This is a genomic window from Actinoplanes sp. NPDC023936 (genome assembly GCF_040639325.1).
Classification (GTDB): Bacteria; Actinomycetota; Actinomycetes; order Mycobacteriales; family Micromonosporaceae; genus Actinoplanes.
Genome location: NZ_JBEZZR010000034.1, coordinates 80,169 through 100,603, shown reverse-complemented (window position 1 = coordinate 100,603; position 20,435 = coordinate 80,169). Strand labels below are relative to the sequence as shown.

Annotated in this window: 17 protein-coding genes, 2 tRNA genes and 2 pseudogenes; 13 read left to right on the top strand and 8 right to left on the bottom strand. The window is 69.9% G+C overall.

Annotated features, from left to right (window positions below):
• Nucleotides 1–195: 195 nt before the first annotated feature.
• Together AB0F72_RS32630 and AB0F72_RS32625 are read right to left on the bottom strand one after the other, a co-directional pair.
• Entirely contained in the window at nt 196–495 is a 300-nt protein-coding gene (locus tag AB0F72_RS32630; protein ID WP_360439452.1) for a hypothetical protein, read from the bottom strand.
• Nucleotides 496–1,044: 549 nt separating this feature from the next.
• Nucleotides 1,045–1,716 (bottom strand): hypothetical protein, encoded by a 672-nt coding sequence (locus AB0F72_RS32625; protein WP_360439449.1) that lies wholly within the window; start codon nt 1,714–1,716, stop codon nt 1,045–1,047.
• 231 nt (nt 1,717–1,947) lie between these two features.
• On the opposite strand from AB0F72_RS32625, the gene AB0F72_RS32620 reads away from it, so the two are divergent.
• From AB0F72_RS32620 to AB0F72_RS32590, 7 genes and pseudogenes are all read left to right on the top strand, one after another.
• On the top strand, nt 1,948–3,045 hold the full coding sequence (locus AB0F72_RS32620; protein ID WP_360439446.1) for a sensor histidine kinase: 1,098 nt from the start codon (nt 1,948–1,950) through the stop codon (nt 3,043–3,045).
• Nucleotides 3,042–3,722 (top strand): response regulator transcription factor, encoded by a 681-nt coding sequence (locus AB0F72_RS32615; RefSeq protein ID WP_360439443.1) that lies wholly within the window; start codon nt 3,042–3,044, stop codon nt 3,720–3,722. The genes AB0F72_RS32620 and AB0F72_RS32615 overlap by 4 nt, the downstream gene beginning before the upstream one ends.
• Before the next feature lie 735 nt (nt 3,723–4,457).
• Nucleotides 4,458–4,805 (top strand): annotated as a pseudogene (locus tag AB0F72_RS32610) (transposase); the annotation flags it as partial.
• A gap of 346 nt (nt 4,806–5,151) precedes the next feature.
• Nucleotides 5,152–5,223, top strand: a tRNA-Arg gene (locus tag AB0F72_RS32605).
• A 17-nt stretch (nt 5,224–5,240) separates the two neighbouring features.
• Nucleotides 5,241–5,312: transfer RNA gene (locus AB0F72_RS32600), tRNA-Lys, on the top strand.
• A gap of 23 nt (nt 5,313–5,335) precedes the next feature.
• On the top strand, nt 5,336–7,729 hold the full coding sequence (locus AB0F72_RS32595) for a hypothetical protein (protein WP_360439440.1): 2,394 nt from the start codon (nt 5,336–5,338) through the stop codon (nt 7,727–7,729).
• A gap of 121 nt (nt 7,730–7,850) precedes the next feature.
• Complete coding sequence (locus AB0F72_RS32590) at nt 7,851–8,099, top strand: hypothetical protein (RefSeq protein WP_360439437.1); 249 nt, start codon at nt 7,851–7,853, stop codon at nt 8,097–8,099.
• A gap of 232 nt (nt 8,100–8,331) precedes the next feature.
• Here AB0F72_RS32590 and AB0F72_RS32585 read toward each other — a convergent pair whose 3' ends face one another.
• Nucleotides 8,332–9,345, bottom strand: a complete 1,014-nt coding sequence (locus AB0F72_RS32585) for an NADP-dependent oxidoreductase (protein ID WP_360439434.1) — start codon at nt 9,343–9,345, stop codon at nt 8,332–8,334.
• A 115-nt stretch (nt 9,346–9,460) separates the two neighbouring features.
• Here AB0F72_RS32585 and AB0F72_RS32580 point away from each other — a divergent pair, with 115 nt between their 5' ends.
• Nucleotides 9,461–10,021: a helix-turn-helix domain-containing protein gene (locus AB0F72_RS32580; protein WP_360439431.1), complete on the top strand. Its 561-nt coding sequence runs from the start codon at nt 9,461–9,463 to the stop codon at nt 10,019–10,021.
• 99 nt (nt 10,022–10,120) lie between these two features.
• Here the strand turns inward: AB0F72_RS32580 and AB0F72_RS32575 are convergent, their stop codons facing one another.
• Nucleotides 10,121–11,353 (bottom strand): hydrolase, encoded by a 1,233-nt coding sequence (locus AB0F72_RS32575; protein ID WP_360439428.1) that lies wholly within the window; start codon nt 11,351–11,353, stop codon nt 10,121–10,123.
• Nucleotides 11,354–11,508: 155 nt separating this feature from the next.
• Between AB0F72_RS32575 and AB0F72_RS32570 the strand changes: the two genes are divergently transcribed.
• The 3 genes from AB0F72_RS32570 to AB0F72_RS32560 all read left to right on the top strand — a co-directional run bounded on the left by AB0F72_RS32570 (nt 11,509) and on the right by AB0F72_RS32560 (nt 14,500).
• Entirely contained in the window at nt 11,509–12,798 is a 1,290-nt protein-coding gene (locus AB0F72_RS32570; RefSeq protein ID WP_360439425.1) for a histidine kinase, read from the top strand.
• Nucleotides 12,786–13,427 (top strand): response regulator transcription factor, encoded by a 642-nt coding sequence (locus tag AB0F72_RS32565; protein WP_360439422.1) that lies wholly within the window; start codon nt 12,786–12,788, stop codon nt 13,425–13,427. The genes AB0F72_RS32570 and AB0F72_RS32565 overlap by 13 nt, the downstream gene beginning before the upstream one ends.
• Nucleotides 13,428–13,624: 197 nt before the next feature.
• Nucleotides 13,625–14,500, top strand: a complete 876-nt coding sequence (locus tag AB0F72_RS32560) for an acetyltransferase (RefSeq protein WP_360439419.1) — start codon at nt 13,625–13,627, stop codon at nt 14,498–14,500.
• A gap of 47 nt (nt 14,501–14,547) precedes the next feature.
• Here AB0F72_RS32560 and AB0F72_RS32555 read toward each other — a convergent pair whose 3' ends face one another.
• The 3 genes from AB0F72_RS32555 to AB0F72_RS32545 are packed head-to-tail and all read right to left on the bottom strand — an operon-like array spanning nt 14,548 to nt 18,138.
• Entirely contained in the window at nt 14,548–15,036 is a 489-nt protein-coding gene (locus tag AB0F72_RS32555; protein WP_360439416.1) for a MarR family transcriptional regulator, read from the bottom strand.
• Complete coding sequence (locus AB0F72_RS32550) at nt 15,029–15,943, bottom strand: LLM class flavin-dependent oxidoreductase (RefSeq protein ID WP_360439413.1); 915 nt, start codon at nt 15,941–15,943, stop codon at nt 15,029–15,031. The genes AB0F72_RS32555 and AB0F72_RS32550 overlap by 8 nt, the downstream gene beginning before the upstream one ends.
• Nucleotides 15,940–18,138, bottom strand: a complete 2,199-nt coding sequence (locus tag AB0F72_RS32545; RefSeq protein ID WP_360439410.1) for an LLM class flavin-dependent oxidoreductase — start codon at nt 18,136–18,138, stop codon at nt 15,940–15,942. Before AB0F72_RS32545 ends, AB0F72_RS32550 begins: the two co-directional genes overlap by 4 nt.
• A gap of 163 nt (nt 18,139–18,301) precedes the next feature.
• On the opposite strand from AB0F72_RS32545, the gene AB0F72_RS32540 reads away from it, so the two are divergent.
• Together AB0F72_RS32540 and AB0F72_RS32535 are read left to right on the top strand one after the other, a co-directional pair.
• Nucleotides 18,302–19,078 (top strand): maleylpyruvate isomerase family mycothiol-dependent enzyme, encoded by a 777-nt coding sequence (locus AB0F72_RS32540; protein WP_360439407.1) that lies wholly within the window; start codon nt 18,302–18,304, stop codon nt 19,076–19,078.
• Nucleotides 19,079–19,126: 48 nt separating this feature from the next.
• A pseudogene (locus tag AB0F72_RS32535) lies at nt 19,127–19,351 on the top strand (methyltransferase domain-containing protein); the annotation flags it as partial.
• Between the two features lie 7 nt (nt 19,352–19,358).
• On the opposite strand, the gene AB0F72_RS32530 reads toward AB0F72_RS32535, so the two are convergent.
• Nucleotides 19,359–20,399 carry a hypothetical protein gene (locus tag AB0F72_RS32530; protein ID WP_360439404.1) on the bottom strand — a complete coding sequence of 347 codons (1,041 nt, stop codon included), beginning with the start codon at nt 20,397–20,399 and terminating at the stop codon, nt 19,359–19,361.
• Between the last annotated feature and the right edge of the window lie 36 nt (nt 20,400–20,435).

The window sequence follows — 20,435 nt, the reverse complement described above, 5'->3', positions numbered from 1 at the left end:
CCCGACAACCACGACGCGGACCAGTCCACCGACCCGCCGGTGACCATGCAGCCAGCAGCAGAAAGCTAAACAAAATCAACAAACTGTCTCAGTTGACTTGACAGGTTCCGAGCACGATCAGCCCGCCGGGCCAGGTCCGGTACGGCTCCCGGCGGGGCAGTTCCGGCAACTCACCCGTTGATCTTTCATGCAGTCCTACGGCCACGATGCCCCCAAGATTGTGTGCACGACCCTCGTCGCGCTGACCATCCTTTCCCCGCATGTGAGCAGCGGCAACGTGACAGCACAGGAAGTGATCAAGAATTCACAAGACCACTCAGGCAAGCACACGGTGCGGCCGTCGGAGTCCCGGTCGGTCTTGGAGGTGCGGACTTCCACCTGCACGCCTTCGGCGGTAAAGGTCAGATCGGCGATATCGAGGGCGGCCAGTCGCTGCGCCGGGCGGCGATGGCGGCCGGCGTCGGCCAAGGCGCTGACGTACTCGGTGACGGCCACGTGCGTGCTCTTACATCAGCCCTCTGCGTCACCCCGCAGCCGCTGGCTTGCCAGATAGCCGGAGCCACGCGCCCAGATTCACGGCCTGGGCCAGATAGGCGGAGCCAGGACAGCAGCGTGCTCTCCCAGCCGGCCGACGGGCCACTAGACGTACAACAGAACTGACATTATGGTGCGCTTCCGATTTGTCCGTTTCTAGCGCGCCACACTAATTACTGGATTACTGATAATTACAATCCATTATTTCGGGGAGTTGCCTGCCTCGACCGGAGCGGCGTGGAATCGTGGCGCAGCTCGACAACCACGGCACCCACCTGTTCGCCAGCCGCTTCGGCGGGACTACGGCCGATGACTGACGGTTCTGTCAGAGCGATTCTCCTGAGATTTCGCGGATGCGCCGATGGCGGTCTGCTGCGAACGGCTGGGCTCGGCGGACAGCGAGACAGCCGGCCGTTCTTCTGTGCGCGCTTCCATAAGCAGGGGTGATCGGTCGGGACGTTGCCGCGTCCATGCGCTATGCCGCCGGATGCGCGGATACCGCCGGAACAGTCAACCGAGCTGCCCAAGGATGAGCGAAGCCGCGAGAAACAGCACGATCAGCGGCATCGTGCGCAAGACCGTGCGCCGGGACGGACGGTCGGCACCGCGCAGGTACGCGACGCCAAGGGGCACGAACGCCACGGTGAGCCCGGCGACCTGCACGGCCGACGCCCAGCTGCTTCCCTTGAGGACCCCGACCATCAGGCCGGACATCAGAGCCAAGGCGATCGCGGGTGCCAGGCGCAGGGTGCGGGACAGGAAACAGCCGGCTGCGAGGATGATCCAGCCGAGCATCACGGCGATCGTGAGGCTGGACGCCACCCATTCCGGATAGGTGTAGTAGGCGCTGACGGCTCCGGTTGCGGTGCTCAGCCCGGTGCTGTCGACCAGGGAGAAGGCGAAGGTGTTGATGCCGTAGTGGAAGGTGCGGGCGAACAGTCCGAACATCACCAGGGTGCCGCCCCAGAGGGCCCACACGGGCCGGGTGGCGCCGATCCGAACGGCGACCGCGACGATACCTGGCCATAGGGCGATGGTGCCAGCCAGAAACAGCCCGTAGGCGGTGGTGATCACCATAGGTTGCCGCTGGTAGGCGGCGAGTTGGTGTGGGAAGAAGAAGGGGACGCCGAGTCGGAGCAGCGTGCCGGTCAGCAGAAGCAGTGGCCCGGCGATGAGGGACACGCCGCCCAGCCACGCTCCGGGGAAGACGAATGTTCGGTCCGTGGTGTGCAGCCGATCGACTGCTGCGATGAGCATGTTGTGACTCTGCCGCCGCGCCGAGCGCCATCGCATCCGGCCACGGCACCAATCCGCGGCTGCGTCGCTGGGCTGAACCGCGGTGTGCCTCTGCTACCAGAGGATGACCACCCTGAGTCCGATGGCAACGGCGCGAGAGCTGGGTAGCGTAACCGCGTGATCACGACGCGGGGGCAGGTTGTCGATGCGGCGGCGGCCGTGGCCGTTCTGGTGGTGGGTGGCTATGCCGCACAGGAGTCCAGGAATCCGACCTGGTGGCAGTGGGTGATGGTGTGCGCGGTCGCCGCTCCGGTCGCCCTCCGTCGCCGGTGGGCGCTGCCCGCCGCTGTGGTGGCGTTAGCCGCATCCGGTGGCATTCTGATCTGCGGTGTCATCCCCGTTGAGGCCTCACCGTGGCTGTGCGCCGCCGTGGCGCTGACCCAGTACGCGGCAGCGGCGACTCTTCCGCCGTCGCACTCGGTTCCGGCGCTGGCCGCAGGGCTCAGCGGCGCCGCCGGGCTGGGATTGTGGCGGCCGGCCGCGCTGCTGGTGGCCCTGCCGGCAGTTGCGGTTCCGTGGATGATCGGTTGGCTTGTTCGTCACCGCAGAGACCTCGCCGAGCAGGTGTTCGAAGCGCGGACCGCCCGCGCGGTGACTGATGAGCGGCTGCGCCTTGCCCGCGACATGCACGACATCGTGGCCCACAGCCTCAGCATGATCGCGATGAAGGCGAGCGTCGCACGCCACGTCGCCGCCGTACGGCCCGAGGAGAGCCTGACGGCCCTGGAAGTCATCGAAACGGCCAGCCGGGAGGCGCTGATCGAAATGCGCCGCGCCGTCGGACTGCTCCGCGCGGACCAAGACCCCGCCACACCGAGGGATGGCGACCAGGATCTGCAGACGCTCGCCCGCCGCACCGAACAGGCCGGCGTCCAGGTCGAGACGACACTCGCCAGCGAGACCACACTGCCGCCTGCGGTCCGCCTCGTCGTGTACCGCATAGTCCAGGAAGCCCTGACCAACGTCGTCCGGCACGCGCAGGCCACCAGGTGCACGGTCAACGTCGAGGCCGGTACGGAATCCGTCACCGTGCGCGTGGTGGACAACGGCACCGCCACGGTGGCATCAGCAGGAGCCGGGCACGGACTGCGCGGCATGCGCGAACGGGTCGCCGCCCACGGCGGCAGCCTGCACGCCGGGCCGCACACGGACGGCGGATTCGCGGTCACCGCATGCATCCCGTTCCGCACCGCCGGCCAGGGTGGTCAGCCGTGACCGATCCGATCCGGGTACTGGTCGCCGAGGACCAGGCGCTCCTGCGTGACAGCTTCCGGATCTTGCTCGACACCACCCCGGGCTTCGCCGTGGTCGGTGAAGCCGGTACCGGCCGCGAAGCCGTCGAGCTCGCGCTGGCGCAGCGTCCCGACGTGGTCCTGATGGACATCAGCATGCCCGACATGACCGGCATCGACGCCACCGAGAAGATCTGCCAGCAAAACGGCGACACGCGAGTGCTGATCCTCACCACGTTCGATCTGGACGAATACGTCTACGGTGCGCTGCGTGCCGGCGCCAGCGGATTCCTGCTCAAGGACACCACCGCCGCCGATCTCGTCACCGCCATCCGGGTGGTCGCGGCCGGCGAGGCGCTTCTCGCGCCCAGCGTCACCCGGCGACTCATCGCCGCGTTCGGCGCTCAGCCCCGCCCGTCCCGCACCTTCCACCGACGGCTCGACGGGGTAACCGAACGCGAACGCGAGATCCTGATGCTGATTGCCCGCGGATTGTCCAACAGTGATGTCGCCACCCACCTGACCCTCAGCCTCGCTACCGTCAAATCCCACGTCGGCCGTCTGCTTACCAAACTCAACGCCCGTGACCGGGCCCAACTCGTCGTCGTGGCCTACGAGACCGGCCTCGTCACCGCCGCCCAACCCGAAATCGGAGAGTGATCCGCTCGGCGGTTGGCGCGCCTTGCGGCTCGCCGTAGCTTCGGGAGCCCCGGGCTTTGTAGTAGATTTCTCGCACGCCGACGAGCCGGAGGGAGGTCAGAACACCATGTCCGATGTTCTGCGCCCTTCCCGCGTCCCGGCGTCTTCGCGGGTCTGACCGGGGCGCTCGCTGCCGGAGGATCACCACCATGACCGGCCTGGTCATCCGCTCGCTCGTCGCGGGCGAGGAAAGCCTGTTCACCTCGATGCCCGACCCGCTGCCCGAGGTGCCGGAAAACCGACTACACCGCCGGAGTCGCCGGCGGCGGCTACCAGCCGGACCGAACCTGGATCGCGCTACGGAACGGCCGCGTGGTCAGCCGCGCCGCCTGGGTCCTGCCGCCGGGTGCGGTCGGCCGCCCATGGCTGGAGTGGTTCGACCTGGATGCCGAGCCGGAGGTGGGCGCCGACCCGCTCGGCCCTTGAACATCGGAACGAAAAGTAACGCTAGCGATGATCTTTGGGCCTGCCGGCTGCGATGACTCTCGCAGAAACGGTCCATTGTGAGAACGACTCGGCGATCCAGCTTCGGATGTCGGTTTCCGAGGTCGACTGCACGGTCGGGAGTCGTCCTTGCTGGGCCGGTGCAGTCGGGTACGGACCTCTGGTCTGATCGGACTCGCATGCACTAACGTCGATCTTTATTCGTGCTCCTGTGTGCACGGCACGGGAGGATCGACGGTGGACGAGGCGCACCTGGTGCCCGAGCGGGGCGTGTTGACGGCGTCTTCGGCGGCGTGGGATCACGCGGTTCGCCGCGCTGAGGTGATCGGCCGTCTCGCCGGACTGAATGAGGTCGGTCACCGTTGCGCGGATGCGGCCGCCGCCGAGCTCGGCTCGTCCCGGCGCCAGGTGTACGTGCTGCTGCGCCGTTGGCGGCAGGGTGAGGGGGTCGTCTCGGACATGCTCCCCGATCAGTCCAGCGGCGGCCGGGGCCGGGAGCACCTTCCCGAGGTGGTGGAGGCGATTATCCGGGAGGTGCTGCGCACCCGGTACCTGACCAAGCAGCGGCGCTCTGTGTCGGCGGTGCACCGGGAGGTCGCATCTCGCGAGTTGCTCATCCAGCTCAGCTCGATGGACCGCACCCCGAGGGGTACGAACGCACGCGCCGGGGCCTGATCAACAGCGGCCTTCGGGCGGAACATCTCCCGCACTGGCCCGGCATGAATGTCATGGTCCTCCCACACCAGGAATGACTTTGTAGCGCGGTGTCCGAGAATCGATCGGTTCGGCACGAAAGCCTAGGCGGGACAAGCCTGAACCGAGACGCGGGTTGATGCCCACGTACGATTTTGCAGCCCCGGTTGGATCCGTGCTCGTTCAGCGACGTGGTGTGATCGAGGTATACGTGTCGCGGCTGTTGACCATGGCGACTAGGGTGTCGGCGTCTCATGGAGTAGATCAGCGGTAGATCACCCGGCTTCGGACCGGGAGGGCGCGGGTTCGAGTCCCGCCTCCATGTCGAAGGGTAGAAGTCACCTTGGAGTAGATCAGCGGTAGATCACCCGGCTCTTAACCGGGAGGGCGCGGGTTCGAGTCCCGCCTCCAAGTCCGTCTGTAGTCAGGGAGGTCGCGTGTCGTCCGAGGATCGGTTCACGGCTTCCCCGGGCTACTCCTTCGGGCAGCTACAGCGTGCCCTCGACACGGCGGTCCACGCGACCGACCCGCAGGTGCGAGCCCGCGCCCGGGACAAGGCCGCCCGGTGGGAGCAGGTGATCGCGGGAATCGCTTCTGGACATCTTACGGTCGGTTCGCGTACGCCGGTGGCGGACACCCCGACGTGGGTGACCCTGGAGGTGGCGCACGGCGGCTTCGCGACAGGCCGCTATCTGGCCGAGTCGCCGCTGCGCGAAGACGAGATGGAACGGCTACGGTCACTGCCGGCCGGCACGCCGGGCAGCACCAACCGGGAACGGCTGAACCTGTGGTACCTCGGCGATGAGGGCCAGACGGTGCTGCTGCACGCCCTGCGCACCGAGCAGTATCGGGTCGAGGTGCCCGAGGAGTCGGCCCTATTGGTGGTCACCTGGCTGCTCGATCAGGGGCAGGTCGTGCAGGCCCTCGACCTGGTAGCCGAACTGCGGCCGCTGATGCACCGGCTACGGTTCACACCGCGCCTGACGGCGAACACAGCACCATCCGGCTCGACGGTGCGGCTGGAGTCGGTCGGCACCGTCGCCGCCGCCATCCGCCGCACCAGGGTTCCCGCACAGCTTGCTGCCATGCGGGAGACGATGCAGGTGTGGCACCCGCTGTACGACCGGCTCGTGGCTCTGTGGTGCGTCACCGTCGACGGTGACCTGCCGTCGTTGGCCGACGACGCAGGCAAGGCCGACGCTCGGGTGGTCGGCGGCTGGCCGTGCCAGATGTGGCCGGCTGACTGGGCCGAGCGCCGCCGCGCCTGGCTTGCCGACGCTGATGCGGCGGCCCGTGAGCACCGGGACACCACCGCGCACCGGCACGCCAAGGGCAACTTCGCCCGCCTGCACCGGGCCCTGGAACGTTGTCCCGTGGACAGCCGAGCGCTGTCCGGGCGTGAGGTCGGCTGGGTCCGCCGAGCGCTAGCCAACACCATCACCCGCCACGGCGCACCGGGATCGGAGACCCGCGCCGCGCTGCGCTCGATCCAGGCTGCGAGCGTCACGCACCCGACCTACGCCACCCTCGCCCAGGTATTGGCCGGGCGCCTGGACCGCTACGCGCCCGACGGCGGACTACCGGCCATCGACCCGATCGCCGGAGACGTCGCCGACGGCGAGGCGCCGGATGTGCCCGCCGGCTCGCCGATCCCGCACCACCTGATCGCCAAGACGATGCGAGCGCTGGAAGCACCGATCTCGGACTTGATCACCCGAGGCGTGATCACCTCCGGTGAGGTCCTCGCCCGGGTGCTGCCGCAGATCACCTCCCAGCTGCTCGCCGCGAACCTTGCCGACCCCGCCCTGGCCACCGTCTACGCCCACACATACGCGGCTTTCCGCCGCCGCCGCAGCCTGCTGCTGCTGAACCTGCAGCACCAGGTCCAGTTCGACGAACTGCCCTGGATGGCAGTCCTCGCGCCCCTGCGCACCGACCGGGACCAGGTGACACGCGCTGCCCAGCAGACGCTGCGGCAGGGCACCCTGCTGGCCTTCACCGCGTTTCCCCACGCGATCCTGCCGAACCCGCTGGTACGGGAGATCGGCGCACTGGCCACCCAGGCGGGTCTACGCATCCCGCTGGTCGAAGAAGTCGCCGCCGACATCTTCATGGGCACCTTCACCACCAAGTGGCGCGACGCCGCCGAGATCGCCAGCCGCGCCCTCGCCGGAACCCTGTACGCCCGCTACTACGACCTCCCCGAGGCCGCGTTCTGGTCCCAGCAGCGCCCCGGTGCCAACCTGGTCCGCCGCTGGGGCAAGCAGACCGCCGCGGACTTCGCCGCTCTGTGCACCGAACGCGCCAAGGAAGCCCAGACCGCCAACGACGGCGGAAACTGGGCCGCCGGCAACGGCACCGTACTCGAGCAGAGCCAGATAATCACCACGCACAACCTGGCAACCCTGATCGAGGCACTCGACCTCGGCGAACAGGCCCGCCAAATCGCGCCCGACCTCGCCGAACGCACCCTCGACTGGGTGGTACGCCGTCAGGCCCAGCCCTGCCCTGACCACCACGCCGCTCTACAGATGATCAAAAATACTGCGTACGCGTGGCGTCAGGCGGTGTTCTTCCTGAGCCTGTGCGATGAGCAGACGCAGCGCGCCGCCGTCACTCGCCTGCAGGAACACGTCACCCGCGCCGGTATTCGGCACCGCTTTGCCCCCGCCGTGGACGGGCTGGCGCACGTCGTCGGCGGCGGGCGGTTCACCAGCCACGGCACCGTCGACGGCCACAACGCACGCCGGTTCCTCGGCTGGACCGTCGGCCCCCACTGGTGCATGCCCAGCCAGGCCGAGCGGCCTGCCGCCACCGAGGACTCTGTCTGAGAATCGAGTGATTTCCGGACATGATCAACAACTGCCGCCCGGGAGTGCGTAGTGCAGTCGACCTCGGTCAACCGTGCAGACGACCTCGGAAACTGACAGCAAGCACGGCGGCCGGCCCCCGGTGATCACCGAGGACATGCTGCACACCGTGCTGCGTCGACGGGCCGCCGGCGAGACCGTCGAGCAGATCCAACCGGACCTGGTCATCCCGACCGGCAAACGCAAAGGCCGCAACCCGAGCGTCGCCAGCATCTACCGCGCGCTCGCCGCCCACGAGAAGGCCCAGGCCTACCCCGAGGCGGTCGAAGAAGCTCAGACCGAACACGCGCAACGGGCCAGCGACGGCAGCCCGGCGATCGTGCGCCCCTGACCCGCCTGCGTCCTCGATCCGATCGACCCCGAGCTGGCCGCCCGGATTCAGGGCGCCATCTCGACCGGCTCAAATAGCCGGGCAGCTGTCACTGCTCCCGCGTCCCACATACCGAGAGTGCGGGAAATCGTGAAGTGACCTTCCGGCAGCCAGCGGTCCTTGGCGGTTGCTCCAGGTCCGGGCCTAGATCACTTCCTTAGCGTTGTTTTGGTTTGGAAAATACGGCCGGGCCCTAAGGGACCGTGAGAACGATCTTGCCTTGGATGTGCCCCTGGGCGGCGCGCTTGTGTGCTGCTGCGGCGTCCGCGAGCGCGAACGTGCTGTCGATCGCGACGCGGATCGTGCCCGCGTCGAGCAGGCGCGCCAGTTCGGCGAGTTGTGCACCGTTCGCACGAACTTGTGTTCCGGTGACGGTGACGCCCAGTTTCGCGTTCTCCTCGTCATCGAACTCCCCGGAGTACACCGGGTACAGGGCACCGCCGCGCTTGAGGGTGGGCAGGAAGCGCCGGCTGGTGGGACCTCCGACGGCGTCCAGGACGAGGTCGACGTCTCGGACGACGTCCTCGGGGCGCTGCTTGGTGTAGTCGATGTACTCGTCGGCGCCGAGGTCGCGAAGGAATGTCTCGTGGGCGCCGGAGGCCACGGCGATGACACGGGCCCCTTTCCACTTGGCCAACTGCAGGGCAAGGTGACCCACGCCACCGCCGGCTCCGTTGATGAGCACGGTGGTGTCGCTGCCCAGTGCCAGGGGGCGGTGCCTGGCCTCCTGGAACGGAGAGGGATGGTCGTGCCCGACCTCGATCAGGTATTGCCACGCCGTCAGCCCCGACATAGGCAGCCCGGCAGCGTACGTGTGGTCAACGGCGGTCGGCTTGGGGGCGAGGTCGGATGCCGGCGTGGTGACGTACTCGGCGTACGCGCCGGCCTGCGTCGGGACGGGAAAGCGCAGCAGGCCCATCACCTCGTCCCCGGCCGCGAAGTCATGGACATCGTCGGCGACGGCTTCCACGACACCCGAGATGTCGGTCCCCGGAATCAGGGGCAGGTCGAACGGGGGCCTGAGCTCGGGAGGAATGCCAAGCATGCCCTCGCGTACGTACCAGTCGGGCGGGTTGAGACTGACCGCGTGCACGCGGACGAGCACCTCACCCGGCGCCGGTTCGGGAACTGCAGCCTCCTCGTAACGCAGCACCTCGGGGCCGCCGAACTCGTGCAGCCGGATCGCCTTCATCGTATGGGTCGGCACTGTCTTCCTCCTGCTCGCGGCGCGGGATACGCTAATCCGGTTCAGTGAACCACATAAACGGTTCACTGGTCCGAATATATGGACCAGTGAACCGTTTCGTCAAGTGAGGAGACCGATGCGAGCCGACGCCAAGAGAAACCGCGACCACCTGCTCGCCGTCGCGCGCACCACCATCGCCGAGCAGGGCATCGACGTGTCGATGCGCGACATCGCGCGCAGAGCCAACGTCGGGCTCGCGACGCTACTGCGGCACTTCCCGACGCGGGAAACACTGCTAGAGGCTCTGCTCCACCAGAGCTTCGGCGACCTGACAGCCAAAGCGAGCGAGCTTGAGACCTCGCATGCGGTCGAAGACGCTCTCGTCTCATGGGTTCGCGACTGCGTTGCCTGGGCAACCGAGTACCGAGGGGTGACGGCACTGATGGCGGCCGCTACCGAGGACCCCGAATCCGCACTACACACCTCGTGCGTCACCATGCGCGCAGCCGGCGCCCGGCTCCTCGCCCGGGCTCAAGCCACAGGCGGGGCCCGGAATGATATCGATGGCGACGACCTGTTCGCGCTGATAACCATGCTCGCGTGGACCGGTGATCAACCCGCGCTCGCATCCCGCGCGAATCACCTCTTCAACATCGTCGCTAGCGCCATTCTGCCGATCCGCACCGATGCTCACTGATGGCCCAAACCAGCGAGACGCAAGGAACGCCGTGAGGCGCATCCCGTCCGGCATGGTCGGCCCGGTGGCCCACCAGGTAGCGACCGGGCCGGCTCGGCGTCACCGGACGAACTGGATCTCCGGGTATCGCGGATGCGGGGCACACAGCAGCCGGCTGTCCCGGTTCTGCAGGTGCTGGTCGAAGAAGGCCCGCAGGTACGCGCGCTGGACGGTGACCGAACGTCGCGGTTCGATGGTGCCGAGCAGCCCGGCCATATCCTCGGGGGGCATGCCGTACGGCGGGGTGGCCTGCGGGAAGAAGACTTGACCGTCGTTGAACGATCCGTGGCCCGAGCCGTCCAGTTTCAGTTGGTGCTTCCAGCCCTTCTGGTTCGCCCAGAACGTGTTCCAGGTGGGGTCTTCGGCGCCCGGGCCGTGGTCGCTGCTCAGCAGCAGGAAGGGCCGGTCGGTGCCCGCGGTGGCGCTGCCGCTGACGAGGGTTCCGTCCAGGTTGACGCCGGCCTTGATGCGTGGGTCGTCGTGCATCGTGGCGGCGGTGGTGCTGCCGCCGAGCGAGTGGCCGAACATGCCGACGCGGTTCAGGTCGAAGGCGCCGTGCAGTCCCTGTGGGAGCGGCCGGTTCGCGGCGTCGGGGTTGCGGCCGGCGTTGATGGCGGCCAGCTGGTCGAGGACGAACCGGGTGTCGGCTTCGCGGACCGCGGTGGCCTTGGCGATGAATTGATCGTCGATTTCATCCGGGAGGGTGGCGACCTCGACCCGGCCGCCCGGGAACTCGACCTCGCTCGCCTCGTGGGTGTGGTCGATGGTGACCACGATGTACCCGTGGCTGGTCAGGTCCTCGACGAGGGCTGTGCTGGTGCCACGGTCGCCACTGAGGCCGGGTGAGTAGAGCACGACCGGCCGGCCTCCCTTTTTCCGGTCAACCGGCGCGCCCTGCCGGCCATGTGTGGTGGTTGCCCGCACGGCGGCGGCGGGTAGGTTTTGCGCTTCGGCGAGGTACGGCACCGCACCGGGCGACAGCCACGGCGCCGCCGGGTAGCCGCGGGTGTTCTTCGCCGGATACCAGATCTGCGCCATGATCTCGCGGGTCGGGTGAGTGGACACCCACGGATCGGTGCGGGCGGTGTCGACCAGGTGCAGCGAGACGGTACCGAGCTGTTCGGCACCGGTGGGTGCCGGAAGGACGAATCCCCCGACCGGCGGGCGATGAGGACGGCTCGTCGCTGCGGCGACGGGCGTCGCCGCAGCGGCGAACCCGAGACCGGAGCTCAGCGCGGCTGCCGTGAGCAGCAGGCTGCGACGTCGCAGGGGGCGTGCGGAGTTCTTCGGCATGGCGGCTTCCTTTCGGGTCGGTCGAGCCGACCGGGGTGGTTGGTGATCACCCTGCCGGGACCGGGACGCGTTGTCGGTGGGGCCTGCAGCCGGTGGAGGGTGCGGTTTTCCTCACCCCGGGGAGGAGGCGGCCCTCATGTCCGCGGGGTGGTGGGGTGGCTACCTTGATCGACGTGATCTCGACAAGAGCCGGCGCAGTGCTGAGTGCCCTATGGTCGGCGCGTAGTTGGCGCGCCACCAGCCACGTCCTCGTGGGGCTGCCGCTCGGCGTGGCGACCTTCGCGCTCACCTGCGCCCTGCCGGTCGGTCTCGCCTATAGCGCGGGATGGAGCCTGCTCTACGCGCCCGGCGATGACTGGATGGTGACCACCGCGCTCGTGATGCTCGCCGTGGTCGTGCCGGTGCCGCTGCTGATGACCGTGCGGGCCCTGACCGCGCTGCAACGCCTGCGCTTTCGGGTGTTGCTCGGCGTCGAGATTCCGCCGCCGCCGCGCCACGGCGACCCGCGGCTACCTCGGTTGCTCCGCGAGCTGGGCACGGCCGGCACGTGGCGGCAGGTCGCCTACCACGTGTCGGCGCTGTTCACCGGTGCGCTCGGGGCCGCCTCGGTGGCGGCCTTCTGGCTGGTCCTTCCCCTGGAGCTCGCCGGCGTATGGGACCGCACCGTGGCGCTGACAGTTCTCGCGCCGGCCGCGCTGCTCGCCGCCCCGTGGGTGGCGCGGGGCGCGGCCCGCGTCGACACGGCGGTGGCCCGGGCGCTGCTCGGCCCGAGCCGCAGCGAGAAGCTGTCCGTGCGGGTGGCGACGCTGTCGCGCAGCCGGGCCGACATCCTCGCCGCCACCGACGCCGAACGCCGCCGCATCGAACGTGACCTGCACGACGGCGCCCAACAGCGGCTGGTCTCGCTCGCGATGAACCTGGGCATGGCCCGCGCCAACCTCACCGACACGCCGGAACCCGCCCGGCAGGCCATCGAGGCCGCCCACGACGAAGCCACCCAGGCCCTCGCCGAGCTCCGCGAGTTCGTCCGCGGCCTGCACCCGGCCGTGCTCAACGACCGGGGCCTCGACGCGGCCCTGTCCGGGATCACGGCCCGCGCGCCGCTACCGGTACGGCTGACCGTCGCCGTGCCGTCGCGCTGCTCACCGGTCATCGAGGCGATCGCCTACTTCGTCGTCTCCGAGGCCCTCACCAACACCGCCAAACACGCCCACGCCACCCGCGCCGAGGTCACCGTCGAACGCATCGCCGGCCGGCTCCGCGTCGTCGTCACCGACGACGGCCGGGGCGGCGCCACCCTCGACACCGCCCGTGGCCGCCCGGCGGACGGCACCGGGCTGCGCGGGCTCGCCCAGCGCGCCGCTTCCGTCGATGGAACCTTCACCCTGCACAGCCCCGCCGGCGGGCCGACGACAATCACCGTGGAGCTGCCGTGCGTATCGTGATCGCCGAAGACTCGGTCCTGCTCCGGGCGGGCCTGACCAAACTGCTCGCCGACGGCGGCTTCGACATCGTCGCCGCCGTACCCGACGCCGAGCAACTCCTGCACGCGGTCGCCGAGCACCGCCCCGACCTGGCCCTCATCGACGTGCGGATGCCACCCACCCACACCGACGAAGGCATCCGCGCCGCCCTCGTCATCCGCCACCAGTACCCGACGGTCGCCGTCCTGGTGCTGTCCCAGTACGTCGAGGAGCGTTACGCCACCGACCTGCTGTCCGTCCAGACCAGCGGCGTCGGATACCTGCTCAAAGACCGCGTCGCCCACGTGTCCGACTTCCTCGACGCCCTGCGGCGGGTCGCCGCCGGCGGCACCGTGCTCGACCCCGAGGTCATCGCCCAGCTCCTCGTGCGCCGCCGCAACGACCCCCTCGACCGCCTCACCCCCCGCGAGGCGGAAGTGCTGCGGCTGATGGCCGAGGGCCGCTCCAACAGTGGCATCGTCAACGCCCTGAAAGTCAGCCACAGCGCGGTCGAGAAGTACGTCAGCAGCATCCTCGCCAAACTTGACCTGCCACACACCGACACCGACCACCGCCGCGTCCTCGCCGTCCTGAAATTCCTGCGCACCTGAGCGACCGGGGACCCCCGCCGGACTGGGCGCCAACCCGCACACCGCGGCTTCGGGATTCCCGGCCCTCGTAGTAGATTTCTCGCACGCCGACGAGCCGGAGGGAGGTCAGAACACCATGTCCGATGTTCTGCGCCCTTCCCGCGTCCCGGCGTCTTCGCGGGTCTGACCGGGGCGCTCGCTGCCGGAGGATCACCACCATGACCGACCTGGTCATCCGCTCGCTCGTCGCGGGCGAGGAAAGCCTGTTCACCTCGATGCCCGACCCGCTGCCCGAGGTGCCGAAAACCGACTACACCGCCGGAGTCGCCGGCGGCGGCTACCAGCCGGACCGAACGTGGATCGCGCTACGGAACGGCCGCGTGGTCAGCCGCGCCGCCTGGGTCCTGCCGCCGGGTGCGGTCGGCCGCCCATGGCTGGAGTGGTTCGACCTGGATGCCGAGCCGGAGGTGGGCGCCGACCTGCTGCAGGCTGCGCACGCGGCGCTCGGTGGCCCGACGCTCTACCATGCCGCGCTGCCGCCGGACTGGCGGCAGAAGCCGGCGGCCGCGCCACCCCTGGCGGCCGCCCGGCTCGCCGGCCTGGTCCAGCACGGTGAGCGGTTGCGCTTCGCCGGCAGCGGTACGCACGCAGCGGCGCCGGCAGGGCGGTACGCCGTCCGGCCGGCCGCCGACCGTACGGAGATCGCTGGTCTGGTCGCCCGGATCGCGGCGCCGCAGATCCTGACCGGGGCCGAGGCGGCCCGGGCGGTCGCCGGCATCGACCTGGCCACCGACCCGCTGGCGTGGCTTCCGGGCCCGCCGCAGACCTGGCGGATCGCCACGCGCGGCGGTGAACCGGTCGGCCTCGCCGCAGCGGCGGGCGACGTCTGTTACCCGATGATCGCTTACCTGGGGCTGATCGATCCGGCAGCGCTGGACGCGTTGCTGGCCGACGCCGTCACGGTGCTGCTCGCCGGCGGCGCCCGGGAGGTGGTGGCGGACGTGGACGCGTACCGCACGGGGGTGGTCGCCGGCCTGGAACGTGCGGGCTTCCAGCCGATACGAGCTCGGCTCACCTTCATCCCCGCCGGATGACCCACCCGCTTGCCTCAGCGGCGACGGCCGGCACGAGGCAGAAGCAGCTACGCGGCATCGGCCGCCGTGTCCGGCTCCTCCGGTTCGTGCCGTGCCAGGTTCTCCAGGACCGCTTCTGCGGCTTCTCGCATGGCTTGTGCCTGCGCGGGCGTCAGGGCGGCGAAGAAGAGCTCACGGACCCGGGCGACGTGCGCGGGCGCCGCAGCCCGGATGGCTGCCAGGCCGGTCTCGGTGAGGCTGATGAGAGGGGCCCGCGCGTCATCGTCGCAGGTGGCGCGGTGTACGTAGCCGCGTTGTTCCATGCGCCGTATGTGGTGGGCCAGGCGGCTCTTCTCCCACATCAGTGCGCATCGCAGCTCGCGAGCCCGCAGGGTCCGCTGCGGCGCCTCGGAGAGGATGGCGAGGACCTCGTAGTCCGGGATCGACATGTCGGAGTCGGTCTTGAGAGCCTGGGCGAGCGCTGTGGTCAGGTGGGTGTGCATCCGCAGGACGCTGCGCCAGGTCCGCTGTTCGTCGTCGCTGAGCCAGTCACTCATGACGGCCTGTTCCGCGGGCGGTGGCCACCAGTTCCCTGACGGCGGGGGCGACCTCGGCGGCGAAGGTCCGGGTCAGTGTGGTGTCGTCGGAGGCGAGGATGAAGCCACTGGTCCCGTACGTGAGGGCGACCTCGGTGAGTTCTTCGGCCCACTGCTGCGGCGGGCCTTGCAGGAAGCCGCGGCCGGAGGTCGTGAACTGTCCGCCGATGTTGAGGAAGCGGCGGATGTCGCGGGGTTCGCGGCCGGCGGCGAGGGCGGCATCGTCGATGTGCCGGTTCATCTCGATGAGATCGGGCAGGCCGCCCTGCAGGTATTGGAGGGAGGGGATCCAGCCGTCCGCGGCGCGTCCGACCAGGCGCAGGATGCGGGGCTTGTAGGCGCCGACCCAGATGCCGACGGGATGCGCCGGCGCCGGGCCGCGCTTGGCGCCGTGCACGGTGTAGTGCTTGCCGCGGACCGACAGGACGCCGGGGGCCGTGGTGTCCCAGACGCCGCGGATGATCGCGATGGCCTCCGCCAGCGCTTCGATGGACTCGCCGGGGCTGCGCCGGGGGCCGCCCATGGCGGCGATGCCGTCCCAGAAGCCGCCGGCGCCGAGGCCCAGCTCGATGCGGCCACCGCTGAGCAGGTCGAGGGTGGCGGTGGCCCGCGCCAGTACGGCCGGTGGGCGCAGCGGAAGATTGGCGACGTTCGCCGACAGGCGGATCCGTTCGGTGCGGGCAGCGGCGTAGGCCAGCAAGGTCGACGTGTCGTGGAAGGTGGGCAGGTAGGGGTGGTCCTGGAAGGTGACCAGGTCCAGCCCGGCACGGTCGGCGACGACGGCCTGCTCGACGGCCTGGTGCACGGGGTGGTTGGCCGGGGTCACGAAGGTGCCGAAGATCAGGTTGTGGCCGTAGTCGGTGCTCATGCGGCGCTCCTGGAGTCGTCGTGGGCGGGGGTGACGTTGAAGTTGTCGCGGAACAGGTTCTGCGGGTCGAGCTGCGCCTTGAGCCGGCGCAACCGGTCCAGGGTGCTCGGCGGGAACGCGTCGGTGATCCGCTGGGGATCGCTGTCACTCTCGAAGCTGAGATAGAGCCCATCGGACTGCCGGCGTACGGGCTCGAACCACCGATCCAGCCGCTGGGCATCGGCTCCCATCACGGTGAGCGCGAAGGTGGCGTCGCGGTGGGCGTAGGCGGTGGCGTCCGCGGCCACGTCGGCGACAGCACCGCCGACGGTACGGATCTGGTACCAGTGCGACGCCCCGCTGCGGATCAGGTCAGCGGACGCTGCGGCGAAACCGGGGGTGATCTCGCGGGTGAAGGCCGATCGCGAGACCGGCTCGCCGCGGCCCTGGTGCTCGGACGGGGGAAACATGTTCATCACCGTGGCGTACGGTGCGATCACGACCTGCTGCTGCACCAGCGGCGCGATGTCGGCGAACGGCTGAAGCTGGCTGACGATCACGTCCGGGTCCGCCGAGTCCACCATCGCCATCAGCTGCGCGACGCCCTGGCCGAGAATCAGGAACGGGGTGGTCTCGCGCGGCGTCGCGGCCACCACCCGGCCGAACGCCTCCAGGTAGGCCGCCGGGTCCGGCACCTGAAACGCCAGCTGGGCCCAGCCCACCTCAGCGACCTCGTCGACGGCGAACTCGAAGGCGACGGCGACACCGAAGTTCGCGCCCGCGCCACGGACCGCCCAGAACAGCTCCGTGTTCTCCACCTCGCTGGCCCGCACGAGGGTGCCGTCGGCGAGCACCATCTCGACGGCGCGGAGGTGATCGATGGTCAGCCCGTGCCGGCGAGCGAGAAACCCGATGCCGCCCGCGGTCGCCAGCCCGCCGACACCCACCCCGCCGTAATCGCCCGAGGTCAACGCCCAGCCGTACGGTTGCAACGCTGTGGCGACGTCACGCCACCGGGCGCCGGGACCGATGCGGACCAGGCGGCTGGCCGCGTCGAGGACGGTGATGTCGTTGAGCCGGCCGACGTCGATGACCAAGCCGCCGTCATTGGTCGAACGGCCGCTGATGCCGTGCCCGCCACTGCGAATCCCGAGAGGCAGATGCGGGTGCTTGCGGGCGAAGCCAACGGCGTCGACGACCTCCTGCACGCTGCGTGGGCGCAGCACCAGGCCCGGGTCACCGCCACGCAGGTACGTCGAGCGCACCGTCGTGAACGCGGCATCGCCGGGTTCGACGGCTGCCTCGGCCAGGTTCTCGGGAACGTCGTCGTAGGCGATCCCCGGGCGGCGGCGCGCCAGCACGCCGGCCCGGCGCACCGGGCGTGCCGAGAGCGCTCCCGGCGGCAGCGCACGTTCAGCTCCGTCGCGGACCGCGGGGGCGACGTCGCCGATGAAGGCCCGCATCTGGCTCACGCTGTCGGCGGAGCCCGCGACGCGCAGCAGGAAGGTGCTCACGCCGTGCTCGACGACCAACGCGACCAAGGCGTCGACATCGCCGGCATCACCGCTGGTCAGGGTCACTGACCGGCGCACCTCCCGCACGTCGCGGCCGTCGTCGGCCGCGACCCGGTCGAGGACGGTGTTGAGCGCGGCAAGTCCTGCGACGCCGACCTCGTCCAGGTCGGCCATCCACCCGTCAGCGACCCGACCCGCCAGCGCGGCAACCGCCGCACTGGAGCCCGCCACCCAGAGCGGGACCGCACGCTGGACGACCGGCCCGGTCTCTGCCCCGACCAGCCGATGATGCCGCCCGGACGTGCTGGCCCGGCCGCCGGCCGTGTCCCCCAGCGCACGGATGACCGTGACGGCCTCCTCGTCCACGACCACCTCATCCGGCGTCGAGCCCGGCCCGAGCACCAGCAACCCCCGGTCACCGGAGAGCAGCTGAAGGCTGGCCGAGGCCCGCGCGACCACGGACGCGGGCCGCATCGTCGTGCGCAGCCTCGTGGCAGCGATCTGCACCCTGGTGGTCCGCGCCGCCGTCCACGACGCGAGGCTCAACGCATCGGCGCCGCCGTCGTCCGCCCGGTCGGCGAAGGCCACGAGGTCGTAGCCGAGCTCCTCCGCCACCTGCGCCACCTGGACCGCGGCGCGGGGCGCCTCGGGCGTGCCGAGAACCTCGACACCGAACCGGAGGGGGTGGCCGTAGTTGGACATAGCGGTGCTCCGAAGGACAGTGGCAGGGTCGCCAGGTTGACTCGTCAACCACCATACCTCCTTGGTTGACAAGTCAACCTGAGAGGTAAGTCATCGCGTGGCCGGCCCCCGGAGGTGGGGAAACTCGCTGTCGGTTGTGGAGCGGGGGTGGTACAAAGCCGCGGTGGAGAAGACTCTGGAGTTCGCCGACCTGTTGCGGCTGATGGACGAACGATCGACCGCTTTCCGGGCGGCCGTCGCCGCGGCGCCCCGCCTCGACGTGCGGGTGCCGACCTGCCCCGAGTGGACGCTGTTCGACCTGGTGCAGCACCTGGGTGAGGGACGCCGCCGGTGGGCCGCCATCGTGGCCGCGGGGCCCGCCGACGCTCCCCCGGCGTTCTCCGCACCGGCGCCGCCCCGGGAGCGCGAGGCCCTGCTGGACTGGTTCGCCGCGTCGACCCAAGAGCTGCTGGACGCGCTGCGGGAGGCCGGCCCGGATCGTGGGTGCTGGACCTGGTGGGGTCCGTCGCAGTCGCCGCAGACGACCGGCGCCGTCGCCCGGCACCAGCTCCAGCAGGTCGCCGTGCACACCTACGACGCCCAGGTCGCCGTGGGCGCCCCGCAGCCGCTGCCGGACGAGGTGGCCCTCGACGGTGTCGACGAGTTCCTGACCACCTGCGTCGCGAACACGGCCGCGTGGCCGCACCAGCCCGCGGTCATCGACTACCACGCCACCGAGGGCCGTTCCTGGCGGCTCTGGTTCTCCGCCGACGGCGCCCGGACCGCCCGGCTCGCCGGGCCGGTCGCCGATGAGGGCCCGGAAACGGCGTACGTCTCCGCCCGGGGTACGGCCAACGAGCTGGTCATGTTCTTCTACGGCCGCATTCCGATGGACGCGCTGCGGGTCGACGGCGACCGGCGCGTCCTCGACCAGCTGATCGCCTGGGAGCCGGGGGCGTAGCACACGACGCCGGAACTTCACCGCCGGCAACGAGACGAGGCTGGCCGGAGCGCGGAGGCGATCCCGCTGCCGGACGCCTCGGTCGACGCGGTGCTGGCCGGCAACGCCGTGCACTGGTTCGACATGGACACCGCCGGGCCGGAGATCGCCCCGGTCCTCGCGCCGGGCGGCGTCCTCGCCGGGCTGTGGAACGTCGTGGACGACCGGACCGACTGGGTGGCCGGGCTGGCGCGGGTCAGCGGCAGCGCGGTGATCGGCCCGCGGGACACGCCGGGAGGCATCAGACCGGTGACGCGTTCGTCCGGGCGCGGCCGTACTCGGCCAGGGCGTAGAAGGCGGCCTTGGGTTCCCATGGCATTCCCGGATAAGCCTTCCCGGTGCCGCCGGGTGGGAGGATTTTCACGATTCCGAAGCTGCCCCGGTCGAGGTCCCGCTCGGCGTCTTCGGAGGTGGGCAGGTGCCGGTAGGCGAAGGTGTGGGCGAAGGCGGTGTCGACACCGCCGACGTCGTAGAGATCGAGGAGCTCGCGGAGATAGGTGGCTTGTTCGGGTTCGTTGCGCTCGACGGTCTCCTTGAGGTGGAGGGCCTCGGCCGTGCTCTCGTCGTACCCGATGATGTCGGAGCGGCTTCCCCGCTCCGCGGCGCCGGTGAACGACGCGCAGCCGAACTCGGTGATGGCGAACGGCTTGCCCAGCGACGTCATCGTGGCGAGGTTCGCGGGCAGGTCGGCTGCGTTACTGGCGTCGCGGTAGCCGGCGTCGGAGGCGATGAAGTCGAATGGCGTCCAGTCCACCGCCTCCAGAGGGAGCGAGGCGTACCCTATGAGGCCACCGAACCGCTCGCGGGCGCCTGCGGCGGCCTCGGCCAGCAGCGCGTTGGTCCGCTGCTGCACGCCCGGCAGAATCTCGCGAACCCGTGCCGGGTCGGCGATGACGGCTGCCCGCTCGGCCAGGGTGTCGCCAGGCATGAGTCCGATCGTCATGATGCTGATTTCCGAGCCGGTGAGGAAGCGGATGTTCGCCCCTTCCCGTCGGATGCGCTCGGCACGTTCGGCAGCGTCCAGCAGGAACGCTAAGAGCTGGTCGGTGGTGAGGTCGTTGGTGAACGGGCAGTACCAGACCTCCAGGCCGGCGGCTGCCGCGTGCCGGGCGGCGATCTCCAGACGGTCGGCGACCCCGCCGGTGATCCGGACGGCGTCGGCATGGAGATCGGTCCTGATGATCTGCATGTCCTTGGCGACGATGTCGGGGTCGAACGGTTCATGAGTGGTGGTTCCCAGGTTGGTGAAGCCGGTGTCGTAGGTGACGCCCCAAGCGCGCATTGCTACTCCCCTTTAAGGTACGGCACGTACCGTACA

What these genes read in the sequence shown, in the direction of transcription:
- AB0F72_RS32545 (WP_360439410.1), bottom strand. Translation starts at nt 18,138, where the DNA reads ATGTCCAACTACGGCCACCCCCTCCGGTTCGGTGTCGAGGTTCTCGGC.
- AB0F72_RS32560 (WP_360439419.1), top strand. Translation starts at nt 13,625, where the DNA reads ATGACCGACCTGGTCATCCGCTCGCTCGTCGCGGGCGAGGAAAGCCTG.
- AB0F72_RS32575 (WP_360439428.1), bottom strand. Translation starts at nt 11,353, where the DNA reads ATGCCGAAGAACTCCGCACGCCCCCTGCGACGTCGCAGCCTGCTGCTC.
- AB0F72_RS32530 (WP_360439404.1), bottom strand. Translation starts at nt 20,399, where the DNA reads ATGCGCGCTTGGGGCGTCACCTACGACACCGGCTTCACCAACCTGGGA.
- AB0F72_RS32580 (WP_360439431.1), top strand. Translation starts at nt 9,461, where the DNA reads ATGCGAGCCGACGCCAAGAGAAACCGCGACCACCTGCTCGCCGTCGCG.
- AB0F72_RS32550 (WP_360439413.1), bottom strand. Translation starts at nt 15,943, where the DNA reads ATGAGCACCGACTACGGCCACAACCTGATCTTCGGCACCTTCGTGACC.
- AB0F72_RS32555 (WP_360439416.1), bottom strand. Translation starts at nt 15,036, where the DNA reads ATGAGTGACTGGCTCAGCGACGACGAACAGCGGACCTGGCGCAGCGTC.